The organism is Clavibacter californiensis (assembly GCF_021952865.1).
Taxonomy (GTDB): domain Bacteria; phylum Actinomycetota; class Actinomycetes; order Actinomycetales; family Microbacteriaceae; genus Clavibacter; species Clavibacter californiensis.
In genome coordinates, this window is sequence record NZ_CP040792.1 from 1307169 (window position 1) to 1321188 (window position 14020).

General features: G+C 74.3%; 10 protein-coding genes, 1 tRNA gene and 1 other RNA gene. 6 read left to right on the plus strand and 6 right to left on the minus strand.

The annotated features are described in order from the left end of the window. Positions 1-63 precede the first annotated feature (63 nt). The gene (locus FGD68_RS06505) at positions 64-1020 is read right to left on the minus strand and encodes a LysR family transcriptional regulator (RefSeq protein ID WP_237609925.1); all 957 of its coding nucleotides are present in this window, start codon (positions 1018-1020) and stop codon (positions 64-66) included. Positions 1021-1101: 81 nt separating this feature from the next. On the opposite strand from FGD68_RS06505, the gene FGD68_RS06510 reads away from it, so the two are divergent. The 3 genes from FGD68_RS06510 (at position 1102) to FGD68_RS06520 (ending at position 4674) form a co-directional block, all read left to right on the plus strand. Further along, positions 1102-2157, plus strand: a complete 1056-nt coding sequence (locus FGD68_RS06510; protein WP_119373556.1) for an aminotransferase class V-fold PLP-dependent enzyme — start codon at positions 1102-1104, stop codon at positions 2155-2157. Positions 2158-2288: 131 nt separating this feature from the next. Next, a complete protein-coding gene (locus tag FGD68_RS06515) occupies positions 2289-3524 on the plus strand; it encodes a multidrug effflux MFS transporter (RefSeq protein WP_104236217.1) in 1236 nt (411 codons plus the stop codon). Between the two features lie 40 nt (positions 3525-3564). Next, the gene (locus FGD68_RS06520) at positions 3565-4674 is read left to right on the plus strand and encodes a heparan-alpha-glucosaminide N-acetyltransferase domain-containing protein (RefSeq protein WP_237609926.1); all 1110 of its coding nucleotides are present in this window, start codon (positions 3565-3567) and stop codon (positions 4672-4674) included. On the opposite strand, the gene FGD68_RS06525 is transcribed toward FGD68_RS06520, so the two are convergent. From FGD68_RS06525 to FGD68_RS06545, 5 genes are all read right to left on the minus strand, one after another. Then, positions 4671-5573 (minus strand): aminoglycoside phosphotransferase family protein, encoded by a 903-nt coding sequence (locus tag FGD68_RS06525; RefSeq protein WP_237609927.1) that lies wholly within the window; start codon positions 5571-5573, stop codon positions 4671-4673. The two genes, FGD68_RS06520 and FGD68_RS06525, sit on opposite strands and share 4 nt — an antisense overlap. Further along, positions 5570-6220 (minus strand): hypothetical protein, encoded by a 651-nt coding sequence (locus FGD68_RS06530; RefSeq protein ID WP_237609928.1) that lies wholly within the window; start codon positions 6218-6220, stop codon positions 5570-5572. Before FGD68_RS06530 ends, FGD68_RS06525 begins: the two co-directional genes overlap by 4 nt. A gap of 216 nt (positions 6221-6436) precedes the next feature. Next, positions 6437-6524 (minus strand) — tRNA-Ser (locus tag FGD68_RS06535). Between the two features lie 45 nt (positions 6525-6569). After that, the gene (locus tag FGD68_RS06540) at positions 6570-9356 is read right to left on the minus strand and encodes a LuxR family transcriptional regulator (RefSeq protein ID WP_182480881.1); all 2787 of its coding nucleotides are present in this window, start codon (positions 9354-9356) and stop codon (positions 6570-6572) included. Between the two features lie 400 nt (positions 9357-9756). Continuing rightward, positions 9757-10410 carry an SDR family oxidoreductase gene (locus tag FGD68_RS06545; protein WP_119372491.1) on the minus strand — a complete coding sequence of 218 codons (654 nt, stop codon included), beginning with the start codon at positions 10408-10410 and terminating at the stop codon, positions 9757-9759. Between the two features lie 85 nt (positions 10411-10495). On the opposite strand from FGD68_RS06545, the gene ffs reads away from it, so the two are divergent. From ffs to FGD68_RS06560, 3 genes are all read left to right on the plus strand, one after another. Continuing rightward, positions 10496-10592, plus strand: an RNA gene (gene ffs / locus FGD68_RS06550) — signal recognition particle sRNA small type. A 50-nt stretch (positions 10593-10642) separates the two neighbouring features. Next, positions 10643-12760, plus strand: coding sequence for a phosphate acetyltransferase (gene pta / locus FGD68_RS06555; RefSeq protein WP_104236168.1), 2118 nt, complete (start codon positions 10643-10645; stop codon positions 12758-12760). A gap of 60 nt (positions 12761-12820) precedes the next feature. After that, positions 12821-14011, plus strand: coding sequence for an acetate/propionate family kinase (locus FGD68_RS06560; protein ID WP_119372490.1), 1191 nt, complete (start codon positions 12821-12823; stop codon positions 14009-14011). The last annotated feature ends 9 nt before the right edge of the window (positions 14012-14020 follow it).

The window sequence follows — 14020 nt, forward strand, 5'->3', positions numbered from 1 at the left end:
TACGTAGCGCCACCGACAATCCGCCAGGGGCGGCTGTCCTGGCGGCGTGCGGGCCCTGGGCGCTCACGCCCGACGGAGCTCCCAGTCGCCGACGCGCAGCCGGACGAGCGCCGCGACGGCGGCGTGCACGGCGGGCGAGGCGGATCCGCCCGGAGCCGTGACGACGTGGACGACGCGCTCGCCGACGCCGGAGATCCGCCGCCGGACGACGCCGCGGGGGAGGGGCGCGGTCGCGAGGGCGAGCGACGGGAGGAGCGCGACCCCGAGCCCCGCCTGCACCATGCCCACTGCGGCGGCCGCGTTGTCGGTCTCGAAGGCCGTCGCCGGCGCGAAGCCGCTGCGGGCGCACGCGCTCACGAGGTGGCGGCGGCAGCGCACGCAGCCGGCGATCCACCTGTCGTCGGCCAGGTCGTGGAGCGCGAGCGGGCCGCGGTGCCGCAGCGCCCGCGACTCCGGCAGCACGGCCCACAGCGTCTCGCGCCAGAGCGGCCGGGACTCGAGGCCGTCGAGGGAGCGCGCGCCCGGGTCGTCGGGGTCGTCCGGGTAGGCGAAGGTGACGGCGACGTCGGCCTCGCGCGCACGGACGGCCGCGACGGCCTCGGGCGGCTCGGCCTCGAGGTAGCCGAACCCGAGGCCCGGGTGCGCCGCCGCGAGGCCGCCGAGCAGCCGCGGGACGACGGTCGACGACGCGGAGGGGAACGCCGCGACGCGCACGGTCCCGGCGCGCAGGCCCCGCAGGTCGTCGAGCTCGTCGGCGGCCTGGTCGATGGCGTGCACCACGGTCTCGGCGTGCCTCGCGAGGACGCGGCCGGCCTCCGTGAGGACGACGCCGCGGCCGGCGCGCGCCGTGACGGGCACGCCGATGCGCGCCTCGAGGCGCCGGAGGGTCTGCGACAGGGCCGGCTGGCTGACGCCGAGGGAGGCCGCAGCCGCGGTGATCGAGCCGCGCACGGCGAGGGCGTGCACCGCCGCGAGGGCGGCGGAGTCGAGGTCGCGCGCGGTCGGGGGAGCGTCGGTCATTCACGGAGCATAACGCGGGCTTATGGGACGCATGCCGGGCGGGGTCTTGCTCGATGGATCCGCCCTCGTCACGCTGGACGCATGACGACCGCGCCCCTGCCCGCCGACCTGCGCGACCTGTTCGAGGCCGGGCCCGGCTACCTGTCCGCCTGCACCATGGGCCTGCCCACGCGCGCGACGGTCGAGCGCCTGCGCGCCGATCTCACGACGTGGTCGGCCGGCGGATCCACCGCGCACGGCTACGGCGGCGTCGTCGAGGGCGTGCGCGCGTCCTACGCGTCGCTCGTGGGCGTGCCGGTCGGATCCGTCGCCGTCGGCTCGCAGACCGCCTCCTTCGTGAGCGTGCTCGCCGCCGCCGTGCCCGCGGGCGCCGAGGTGCTGTGCGTGACGGGCGACTTCAGCTCTCTCACGTACCCGTTCGTGGTGGCGGAGGCGCGCGGGGTCGTGGTGCGGCACGTGCCGCTCGAGGAGCTCGCGGCCGAGATCGGCCCGCGCACGCACCTGGTCGCGTTCTCCCTCGTGCAGTCCGCCGACGGCCGGGTCGCCGACGTCGCCGCGATCCGGGAGGCCGCGCGGATCCACGACGCCCTCACCCTCTGCGACACCACGCAGGCGGCGGGCGCCATGCCCATCGACGCGAGCCTGTTCGACGCGACCGCCTGCCACGCGTACAAGTGGCTCTGCGCGCCGCGCGGCGCGGCCTTCCTCACGCTGTCCGACCGCTACCGCAGGACCCTCGTCCCCGTGCAGGCGAACTGGTACGCGGGAGCCGACGTGTGGGCGTCCTGCTACGGGCCCGCGATGGCGCTCGCCGAGGACGCGCGCGCGTTCGACGTCTCGCCCGCGTTCGGCGCGTGGGTGGGCGCCGCTCCGGCGATCGCGCTCTTCGCGCGCCTCGACCTCGATGCCGTGCACCGCAGGAACGTCGAGCTCGGCGACCTCGTGAGCGTGGGCCTCGGCATCGAGCCGCGCGGGCAGGCCATCGTGACCTGGCCGGACGCGGACGGCGCCGACCTCGCCTCCCTCGGGGCGGCGGGGATCGTCGCCTCGGGCCGCGCCGGCCGCGCGCGCATCGCGTTCCACCTCTGGAACGACGAGGACGACGTGGAGCGGGTCGTCCGCGCGCTCCGGCGCTGAGGAGCGGCAGCGCGGCGATTCCCTGGGCTGGGAATATGCCGGGCGCGAGCCAGTTGGACTTCGAGGCGGCGCACGCGCACGTCCTCCGTCCTCCGGCGCCCCGCGCCCCCCTCATCCCGAAGGAACGCTCCGTGTCGTCTGCCGTCCTCCACCCCGGCGATGCGCTCTCCCGTCGAGAGCGCATCGTCTACATCATCGTGCTGGGCGCCCTCGTCGGCCTCGGGCCGTTCACGATCGACCTCTACCTGCCCGCCTTCCCGGTGATCAAGGACCAGTTCGGCGTCTCGGACGCGGCCGTGCAGCTGACCCTCACGGGCACCACCGTCGGGTTCGCGCTCGGCCAGCTCGTCGTCGGCCCGTGGAGCGACCGCGTGGGCCGGCGCCTGCCGCTCATCGTCGCCACGAGCCTGCACATCCTCGCGTCGCTCGGCGCCGCGCTCGCCCCCGACGTCACGGCGCTGCTCGTCTTCCGCATCCTCCAGGGCGCCGGTGCCGCCGGCGGCGCGGTCGTCGCCATGGCCATGGTCCGCGACCTCTTCGGCGGCCGCCCGCTCGTGCGCATGCTCTCGCGCCTCGCGCTCGTGACCGGGCTCGCGCCGATCCTCGCGCCCGTGATCGGCTCGCAGCTGCTGCGCTTCGTCGACTGGCGTGGCGTGTTCTACGCGCTCACCGCCTACGCGCTCCTCGTCGTGATCGCCGTCACCTTCTTCATCGTCGAGACGCTGCCGAAGGACCGCGTGCGCATCGAGGAGAAGGGGACGCTCCTCCGCCGCTACCGCTCGGTGCTCGGTGACCGCGTGTTCGTCGGCGTCGCCCTCATCGGGGGGATGCAGTTCGCGGGGCTGTTCTCCTACCTCTCCAGCTCGTCGTTCCTGTTCCAGGACGTGTACGGATTCGACGCGCAGCAGTTCGGGATCCTGTTCGGGATCAACTCGCTCGGGGTCGTGATCGGCAACCAGATCGCCGCCAGGCTCACGAAGGTCATCGGGCCGCAGTGGATCCTCGCGGGCGTCGTCACCGTGCAGTTCCTGTCGTCGGCGACGATCGTGCTGCTCGGGACGTTCACCGACGCGGGGCTGCTGGGCACCCTGATCCCGCTGTTCTTCTTCATCCTCGCGTGCGGCTTCGGGTTCCCGTGCGTGCAGGTGCTCGGGCTCGTCAACCACGGGCACGAGGCCGGCACGGCCGCGTCGCTGCTCGGTGCCGTGAACTTCGGGCTGGCGGGTGCGATCTCGCCCATCGTCGGCGTGATCGGCATCACCTCGGGCGTGCCGATGGCGGCCGTCATGGGGGCGTGCGCGGTCGTCTCCATCCTCTCGATGTGGCTCATCGTCCAGCCGCGGACGGTGCCGGCGCTCACGAACTGACGGCCGTCGACCGGCCGGGAGCGCTGGGTAGGGTGAGGCCATGAGCCCCGCCCGCGACCCGGCCCGCCTCCGGGGCGTCGACGCCGCCCGGGGCCTCGCGGTCCTCGGGATGATGGCGGCGCACGTCGCCGTGCCGCGGACCCTCGAGCTCGACGAGCCGGCGACCTGGCTCGCCATCACGGACGGCCGCTCCTCCATCCTCTTCGCGACGCTCGCGGGGCTGTCCATCGCGCTGATGTCGGGGCGCGAGCGGCCGGCGGACGGGAGCGACCTCGCGCGCGTGCGCCTGCGGATCCTCGTGCGCGCCGCGTGCCTGTTCCTCCTCGGCGGGCTGCTGGCGTCGCTGCAGACGTACGTCGCGGTGATCCTCGAGGTCTACGCGGTGCTGTTCGTGGCCGTGCTGCCGCTGCTGCGCTGGCGCGCGTCGCGGCTGCTGGCGCTGGCCGCGGTCGCCGCCGTCGCGCTGCCGGTCACGACCACCGCGCTCGCCATCCACTTCGACGGCGCGCTGATGCGGCCGGATCCGTTCGTGGTGCTCGTCGTCACGGGCCACTACCCGGCGCTCACCTGGGTGGTGTTCGCCATCGTCGGCCTCGGGATCGGCCGGCTCGCGCTCGGAGCCGCGCGCGTGCAGCTGCTGCTCGTGACCGTCGGCGCCGGCCTCGCCGTGCTCGCGTACGGCGGCTCGGCGCTCGTCGAGGCCGCGCTGCCCGCGCCGCCGCCGGGGTGGGAGTTCATCCTCTCGACGACGCCGCACGGGGGCTCGCCGTTCGAGGTCGTGGGGTCCGGCGGGTTCGCCATCGCGGTGATCGGCCTGTGCCTGCGCGTCGCCGCCCTGCTCCCGGCCGTGCTCGTGCCGCTCGAGGCGGTGGGGCAGCTCGCGCTCACCGTGTACGCGGTGCACATCGTGGTCATCGACCTCGTCGCGCCCGAGGGCGAGCTCATCGCGGACGACGGCGCGTACCTGGCGTTCGTGGTCGTGACCGTCGTGCTCTGCCTCCTCTGGACGCGGACCATCGGGCGCGGGCCGTTCGAGCGCGCGCTGGGCGCGGTCGCCGGGCGCGCGTCCGCCCTCGCGCCGCGCGGGACGGGGGAGCGCGGGACGGGGGAGCGCGAGCCGGGGGAGCGCGAGCCGGAGGGCGTCCGTTAGAGCAGCGGGCCGGATCCGGTTCGGGCGTCGCGCGCGGCGGCCCCGAGCCGGCCGAGCGCGTCCACCCGGGACAGGCTCGCGGCGTCGTCCACGTCCCACGCGGCGGACAGCGCGCACCACGCCTCCGTCCACGCGAGCACGGCATCGAGGTCGGCGCCCGTCTCCTCGGCGACCACGCGCGCGCGGCGGGCCAGGCGTCCCGGCCGCAGCGCGATCGCGGGGGTGGGATTCGCGAGCACGTTCGCGGTGTCGAAGCCGGGGTCGCCGACGAGGGCCTTCGGGTCGATGGCGCGCCAGGCGTCGCTGTCGCTGTCGTCGCGGTCGTCGTCGCCGTTGCCGTCGCCGAAGCGCATGACGTTGCCGTGGTGGACGTCGCCGTGCAGCACGACGCCCGGCCCGGATCCGGCGAGCAGCTCGCGGGCGACGCCGGCGCCGCGGTCCAGGGGCCGGGGGAGCGGGCGCACGGGCTCGAGGAGCTCGCGGAACCAGACGGTCAGCGGCACGGCCTCGGCGACCATCGTCGCGTCCAGCGGGACCAGGTGAAGCCGGGCGGCGGCGCGGGCGAGGATCCGCGTGGCCCGGTCGTCGCGAGCGTCCGCGTCCGGCCCGTCGGCCGAGGCCTCCCGCACGAGGATCCCCGGGTCGCCCGAGCGCGCCATGAGCACGGTGCCGTCGGCGTCCGACTCGAGCACGGGCGCGGCGCCGCGGCCGGCCCAGGCCGCCATCAGCCGCCCGCCGCGCCGCTCCTCCTCCACGAGCGGCACCTTGAGCATCAGGCGCGCGCCGTCGCGGCGGACCGGGGCGAGCACGCTGCTGGCTGTGCGCGTGGCAGGGCCGTCCTGATCCAGCCGCCAGCGCTCGAGCAGCGGCGCGAGCATCGAGGGGGCCGGGTCCGTCACAGCCGGATCGACACGGGGACGCCCGTGAGCGCCATGATGCCGACGACGGCGCCGATCACGCACACGCCCAGGAGCACGAGCGCCCCCGCCATCGCGATCCGCGACCGCTCGTACCAGGGCAGGATCCCGCGCCTGGCCCCGCGCAGCTCCGCCATCGTGAGCACCTTCGCCTGCTCCGTCAGCGGGAGGTCGAGGTCGGCCGCCATCGAGCGCATGGTCCACAGGTCGTACACGTGGCCGCTCAGGCGGAGGAGGAGCCGGCCGTCGACGTCCATGACGAACAGGCGCGGTCGCGTGTCGAGCGTGAGGCCCTGGTAGACGTGCACGACCAGGAGGTCGTGGACGGTGCTGCCGCGGATGCGCGTGCGGCGCCCGAGGAAGCGGGACTCGACGTCGCCCGTGATGTGCGAGATCCGCACGTAGGAGGTGAGGTACAGGCCGGCGAGCACGGCGCCCAGCAGCACGATCAGGACCACGCCGAGGATCACGGCCTCCGCGTTCCCCGTGGGGACGGCGAGCACGAGCAGCGCCGCGCCCAGCGGGATCACGAGCGCGAGCGTGGCGAGGCCGAGCTGCCGGAGCAGCGCCGCGCGAGGGCGGATGAGCGTGCTCGTGCCCGCGGGGGGCGCGTCGCCGTCGTCCTGCACGTGGCCTCCGGTCGTCCGACGCCGTCGCCGCGTCTGCCGTCGTCCGGCGCGCCGCGCATCCAGGGATGGGCGGCGCCCGCGGGTGCGGGCGGGACGACCGGTCCAGCCTAGGCGGGTGCCGACCCGGCGGGCAGAGGCGCTATGGGGGACACGGGGAGGCCGCCGGGGTACACGAGAGCCCCGGCGGACCGGGGTCCGTCGGGGCTCTCGTGCGACTGGCGGAGGATAGGGGATTCGAACCCCTGAGGGCTTTCACCCAACACGCTTTCCAAGCGTGCGCCATAGGCCACTAGGCGAATCCTCCATGACGCGTGCCGCGGCGTCAGGAACGCGGCGGCACCCGTCGATACTACCTGCCCGCGAGGAGGCTCGATGCACCAGGGGTGTCGAGCAGCCCGGCGAGGGCCCGACGGGAGGGCGCGCCGAGCTTGGCGCGCGCCTGGTACAGGTGCGACTCGACCGTGCGCACGGACAGGAAGAGGCGCCCGGCGATCTCCCGGTTGCTCAGCCCCTGCGCCGCGAGCACGCCGATCTCGAGCTCCCGGCGGGTGAGCATGCTGACGTCGAGGACGGGCGTGACCGTCACAGCGGCGGCGGCCGGCGCACCACGGTCGATGCGCGCTTGGATCCGCGCCAGCGTAGCCCGCGCCTCGGAGAGGGCGGTCCCGGTCTCGCCGCCCGCCAGCATGCGGAGGAGGTCCTCGCATGCGGTCAGGGCCTGCTGGTGCAGGCCGGACTCCTCGAGCGTGCGGACGCCCTGCGCGACGAGCGCCGCGTCCGCCGTGCGGGATCCCTCCACCACCTCGGCCATGCCGTGCAGGGCCGGCACGTCGGTGCGATCGCGCACCAGGCGGGCGCCCGAGACGAGGCGGGGATCCGCGGATCCGAGCGTCCAGGCCCGGAACAGCATGCCCGCCCGGAGCGCGTGGGCGTCGCCGCTCAGGTCGCCCACGTCGAGGAGCAGCGTCGCCGCCTCCTCCGGCCGGCCGCGGGACGCGAGGATCTCCACGCGCACGCCCTCGGCGAGCATGCGCTGGTACGGGTAGCGCGGATCGGCCCGGTGCGCGATCTCCGTCGCGATGCGCTCGGCCTCCTCGGTGCGGCCGCGGAGCGCGAGCACGCGGGCGCGCTGCATGCCGATCCAGAGCCGCCACGTGCCGATGTCCGGGCCGATCAGGCGGTCGTCCGCGAGGGTCAGCTCGGCCTCCGCGCGGTCGAGCCGGCCGAGGTCGAGGGCGACGCCGCCCGTGATGGCGCCGAGGACGGGGATGAACCACTGCGCGTCCTGCGCGATCGCCGACTCCACCCACGCGTCGAGCTCGCGCTCGAGGTCGGGCAGGTCGAGGCGGCACAGGCGGCGGCTGAACGCGCTCGCCGAGAGGAGCTCGAGGCGCGCCTCCTCGAGGAGGATGTCGTCGTAGGTCCCGCGGCGGTCGGAGCGGCGGGAGACGAGGCCGAGCCCCTCGTCGATGGCGTCGCCGAGCTCGGCGCCGCGCCCGAGGTGGCCGAGCGCGAGGACGACGGCGCGCTGGGCCCTGAGGCGCACGAGCGGGCTGGCCGTGAGGGTGGAGGCGTCCCGGGCGGCGCGGAGCGCGGACTCCCACTCCATCAGCCCGAGCGACATGGCGGCGCCGATGACGGCCGCCTGCGCGCGCTCGTCGGGATCCGCGTCGGCCCCGTTCGCGATCTGGTCGAGCAGGCGGCGGACGCGGTCGGTCCCCGGCATCGCGGCATGCGTCGAGAGGACGCGCCAGTGCAGCGCCTCGACGCGCTCGGCCGCGGTGAGGGACGTCGTGTCCAGCGACTCCAGCACCGCCATCGCGCGCGCCGGGTTGCCGAGGACGGTCAGGGCGCGTCCCCGCTCGCAGGCCGCGTACGCGTCTGAGCCGCCGCGACCGGCGATCTCCGCGAAGGCGAGCGCGTCGTGCGTCATGCCGACGTCGTTGGCGAGCCGCGAGGCGACGAGGTGCACGACCGCGAGCGTGTCCTCGCCGAAGCGCTCGACGGCGTCGCGGCGATCGTCCTCGGTGAGCGTGCGCGCGATCAGCAGGCTCTCCTTGGGGTTGAGGGGGACGCCGTGCGCCGCCTCCTGCAGGAGCGACCCGACGACGCGACGGGTGAGGGCGTCGACGGCCTCCGGGTCGGTGCGGGCGAGCGCGGCCTCGGCCTCCAGCAGGTCGGCGCGGAGGATCCGGTCGCCCTGGCCCTGCACGCGCGCGAGGCCGCGGGCGCCGAGCACCCGCAGGATCGTCTCGCCGAACAGCCGGGCGGCACGCTGGTAGGGGACGCCGTCGAGGCGGGCGAGGAGCACCAGCGTGCTCCGCTCGTCGTCGTCGAGCATCGAGACGCGCGAGGAGACCAGCTCGAGGATCCGGGCGCGCGGCGCGTGCGGGCTCGGGAAGGCGTAGCCCGTGATGGTGCGATCCGGGCCGTCCGACTCGAGCGCCTCGAAGGTCAGCTCGCGGACGAGGAACGGCCGTCCGCCGCTGCGCCGCTGGATCTGCACACGCGTCGCCTGGTCGAGCGCGACGTGGCCCGCGATCGAGTCGATCATCGCGTCGACCTCGGCCGCATCCAGCGGGGCGAGGTCGAGCCGCTCGGCGTAGCCGTTGCGCCAGAGGCCGAGGATCTCGTGGGCCGCCTGCGCGTTGCGCACGGCCTGGTCCCCGCCCGCCTCGAGGTCCCTGGCGCGGAGGTGGCGGGGATCGCCGCCCGTGTCGTCGACGGTCACGAGCAGCGTGCAGCGCTCGCTCGCTCGCGCGTCGACGAGGGCGGCGCGCAGGTCGGGTGCCATCAGGTGCCCGTCGTCGATGACCACGACGGGTCGCACGGCGGGGAGTGGTCGCGCGGTGCGGATCCCGGGGACCTGGTCGACGACCCGGCGCAGGACGTCGGCGAGGTCGGGCGTGGAGGCGTGGGCGCGGATCACGGTGAGGCCGTTGCGCGTGAGGGCGTCCGCGACGCGACCGGCGACGTAGCTGCGACCCGAGCCGACGCTGCCGGTGACCACGGCGCTCGTGCCGGCCGCGAGCCACCGCTCGAGCGTCTCCAGGTCGCGGGCGCGGCCGCCCCGAGCGGCAGCCGGGCTCTCGACGCGGCCGCTCGACCGCATGTAGGTGTGCGTCATCTGCTTCATGTGACCCCCGTCGCGTCAAAGCGGTGGTCCACGCCGCATCCCCCGAGGCTGCGCGGTCCTTGTGAGTACATCTTGCGCGGAATGCGGGGTTCGAGCCAGGCGAACCGACGTTTACTGATCGGATGGGTCGCGGAAATAAGTAGTCCGCACTGTGGGGGACACGCTCCGACGCTCCTAACGTCTTCTACATGTCCGGGCATGGGGATGCTCCGGACGGTGCGCTCCGACGCATCATGCGTGCGACGCACGGGACCACGACGGCTTCGGGTGCCGTCGGCCCGAAGCGTCGCCCGTGGCACGACCCGGGTGCCTCAGCAGCCCGGAAGCGGATGACGGCCCCCTCCATGGAGGAGGGGGCCGTCATCCAGATCCGCGCGGCTCGCGCGCGAGGCGGGTGCCGCTAGTAGCGGAGGCCCGCGATGGCCTCGGCGACGGGCTCCTCGCCCGAGATCGCCTCGAACTGGACGCGGACGCCCGTGCCGTCCACGAGCGCGGTCGCGACGATCTCGGCGACGTCGGCGCGCGGGATGGAGCCGCGTCCCGTGGACGTGCCCACCTGGATGCGGCCGGTTCCCGCGTCGTCGGTGAGGCCGCCGGGACGCACGATGGTCCAGTCGATGTCGCGGGCGCGGAGGTCGGCGTCCGCCTCGGACTTGGCGCGCTGGTAGATCTCGTACGTGTCGTCGCTGTCGGGGTCGAAGCCGTCGACGGCCATGGCCGAGATCATCACGTAGCGCGTGACGCCCGCCTTCTCGGCGGCGTCGGCCAGCAGGATGGCGCCGTCGCGGTCGATCGTGAGCTTGCGCTCGGGACCGGAGTCGGGCCCGCCGCCGGCCGCGAAGACCACGGCGTCGGCGCCCTGGAGCGCCTGGGCGACCTGGTCCACGTCGCTCTTCTCCAGATCCAGCACGAGCGCCTCGGCGCCCGCCTCGGCGAGGTCGGACGCGTGGTCCGGGTTGCGGACGATGCCGACGGGCTGGTGGCCCTGGTCGGCGAGGCGTCGTTCGAGCAGTCGGGCGATCTGGCCGTGTCCTCCGGCGATGATGATGCGCATGCCGCCCACGCTACGCCCGGCGCGGTGACCGGCTCCTGGGCGCCGCCGCCCGCCCGACCGGGCTCCCGCGTCGGGTACACTCGGTGTCGGCTCCTCGCGTGGTGCCATCCAGGTGAACTCCCCCAGGGCGGAGACGCAGCAAGGGCAGCCGGGCTCTGGCAGGTGCGCGAGGGGTCTTCTCCTTTTAACACGCGCAGGCTGCCGCGCAGGCGACGCCCATAGGCTTGCGGGCATGGCTCGGAGCATCTACATCACGTCCGCCGAAGGGCACTCGGGCAAGTCGACGGTCGCGCTGGGCGTGCTCGACACCCTCACCCACCAGATCCAGCGGGTGGGCGTCTTCCGTCCCATCGCGCGCTCCATCGAGGAGCCCGACTACGTGCTCCAGGCGCTGCTCGCGCACGACGGCGTCGACCTCGACTACGACGAGTGCGTGGGCGTCACCTACGACGACGTGCACGCGGATCCCGAGGCCGCCCTCTCGCGCATCGTGGAGCGCTACAAGGCCGTCGAGGCGAAGTGCGACGCGGTCGTCATCGTCGGCAGCGACTACACCGACGTCGGCAGCCCCACCGAGCTGTCCTTCAACGCGCGCATCGCCGCGAACCTCGGCGCCCCCGTGCTCCTGGTGCTCACCGGCCGCCGCGCGGACGAGACCGGCGGCCGCAGCCCCGACGAGATGCGCCAGATCGCCGACCTCGCCATCCCCGAGCTGGTCACCGCGCACGCGGCCCTGCTCGGCGTCGTCGTTAACCGCGCCGACCCCGAGCAGCTCGACGCCATCACGGCCGCGATCCCCGCTGCCGTCCCCGCGTCGCTCCAGGCGCGGGCGCCGCACGTGCCGGTGTGGGCGATCCCGGAGGACGCGTTCCTCGTCGCCCCCACGGTCTCGGAGCTGCTCGACGCGGTCGACGGCACGCTCGTCAAGGGCGACCAGGCGCTCCTCAGCCGCGAGGCGCTCGGCGTCGTCGTCTCGGCCATGTCCATGGAGAACGTGCTCGCGCGCCTCACCGAGGGCGCCATCGTCGTGATCCCCGGCGACCGCAGCGAGGTCCTCCTGGGTGTGCTCACGGCGCACGCCTCCGAGACCTTCCCCACGGTCGCGGGCATCGTGCTGAACGGCGGGTTCGCGCTGTCGCCCACCATCGAGACGCTCATCGCCGGGCTCGACCAGACCCTGCCGATCATCTCCACCGAGCTCGGCACCTACGAGACCGCGAAGCGCATCACGCAGACCCGCGGCCGGCTCTCGCCCGAGTCCACCCGCAAGATGGACACGGCGCTCGCAGCCTTCGAGCAGCACGTCGACACGTCGCGGCTGCTCGAGCTGCTGGACGTCAGCCGCTCCGACGTGGTCACGCCGCTCATGTTCGAGTACGGCCTCATCGAGCGGGCCAGGACGGCCGGCAAGCGGATCGTGCTGCCCGAGGGCACCGACGACCGCGTGCTGCGCGCCGCCGGGACGATCCTCAGCCGCGGCATCGCGGACGTCACGATCCTGGGCGAGGAGATCGAGGTGCGCTCCCGCGCCATCGGCCTCGGCATCGACATCGGCCGCGCGACCGTGCTCAGCCCGTTCGACGCGGTGCTCCGCGAGCGCTTCGCGGAGGAGTACGTCCGCTTGCGCGCCCACAAGGGCATGGTGCTCGACATCGCGCGCGAGACCGTGACCGACGTGTCCTACTTCGGCACGATGATGGTCCAGCTGGGCCTCGCCGACGGCATGGTGTCGGGGGCCGCGCACACGACGGCGCACACCATCCGGCCGGGCTTCGAGATCATCAAGACCACCGAGGGCGTCTCCGTCGTCTCGTCCGTGTTCCTCATGGCGCTCGCCGACCGCGTGCTCGTCTACGGCGACTGCGCCGTGAACCCGGATCCCACGGCCGACCAGCTCGCCGACATCGCCATCTCCTCGGCCGAGACCGCGGCGCAGTTCGGCATCGAGCCGCGCATCGCGATGCTGTCGTACTCGACGGGGGAGTCGGGCGCCGGCGCCGACGTGGAGAAGGTGCGCCAGGCGACGGCGCGCGTGCGGGAGCTGCGGCCGGACCTCGCGGTCGAGGGCCCCATCCAGTACGACGCTGCGGCGGACGCGGCGGTCGCGGCCACGAAGATGCCCGGCTCGGCGGTCGCCGGCCGCGCGACGGTGTTCATCTTCCCGGACCTCAACACGGGCAACAACACCTACAAGGCCGTGCAGCGCTCGGCCGGCGCGGTCGCCATCGGGCCCGTCCTGCAGGGGCTCCGCAAGCCCATCAACGACCTGTCGCGCGGCGCGCTCGTGCAGGACATCGTCAACACCGTCGCCATCACCGCCATCCAGGCCGAGGGGATCGAGGCGGGCTGAGCGCCCGTCCGTCCCGTCCGTCCCGCCCGCACTCGCACCCGCACCGTCAGGAGAATCCCCGTGCCCGTCGTCCTCGTCGTCAACTCCGGATCGTCGTCGTTCAAGTACCAGCTCATCGAGATGGACACGGAGTCCGTGCTCGCGTCCGGGCTCGTGGAGCGCATCGGCGAGCCGACCGGATCCACGCGTCACAAGGCCGGCGGCGACTCGTGGGAGCGCGAGCTGCCCATCGCGGACCACACCGCCGGGTTCCAGGCGATGCTCGACGCGTTCGCCGAGCACGGGCCGTCGCTCGACGAGGAGCCGCCCGTCGCGGTCGGCCACCGGGTCGTGCACGGCGGCGACGTGTTCGTCGAGCCGACCGTCGTCACCGACGAGGTGAAGGCCGACATCGACGACCTCTCCGCGCTGGCGCCGCTGCACAACCCGGGCGCGCTGCAGGGGATCGAGGCAGCGCAGACCGCGTTCCCCGACGTGCCGCACGTCGCCGTCTTCGACACCGCGTTCCACCAGACGCTGCCGGCCGAGGCGTACACCTACGCCATCGACCGGGAGCTCGCCGCGGCGCACCGCATCCGCCGCTACGGCTTCCACGGCACGAGCCACAAGTTCGTCTCGGAGGCCGCCGCGCGCCTGCTCGGCAAGCCGCTCGAGGAGACGCGGATCATCGTTCTGCACCTCGGCAATGGCGCGTCGGCCGCGGCCGTGCAGGGCGGGCGCTCCATCGACACGTCCATGGGCCTCACGCCGCTCGAGGGCCTGGTGATGGGGACCCGCTCCGGCGACATCGACCCGGCGATCCTGTTCCACCTCGCCCGCCACACCGACCTCGGCCTCGACGAGCTCGAGACGCTGCTCAACCGGAGGAGCGGCCTGCTCGGGCTGACCGGTCTCGGCGACATGCGCGACGTGCAGCGCGCGGCGGCCGATGGCGACGAGGCCGCGCAGACGGCGCTCGGCGTGTACCGGCACCGGATCCGCCACTACGTGGGCGCGTACGCGGCCCAGCTCGGCGGTGTCGACGCGGTCGTCTTCACGGCCGGCGTCGGCGAGAACAACCCGCTCGTGCGGCGACGCTCCCTCGCGGGCCTCGAGTTCATGGGCATCGGGGTCGACGACGACCGCAACGAGCTGATCAGCTCCGAGGCGCGCTTCGTGAGCCCCGAGGGATCCCCCGTCGCGGTGCTGGTGATCCCCACCGACGAGGAGCTCGAGATCGCCCGGCAGTCGTTCGCGGCGACGGCGGGCTGATCCGGCCGC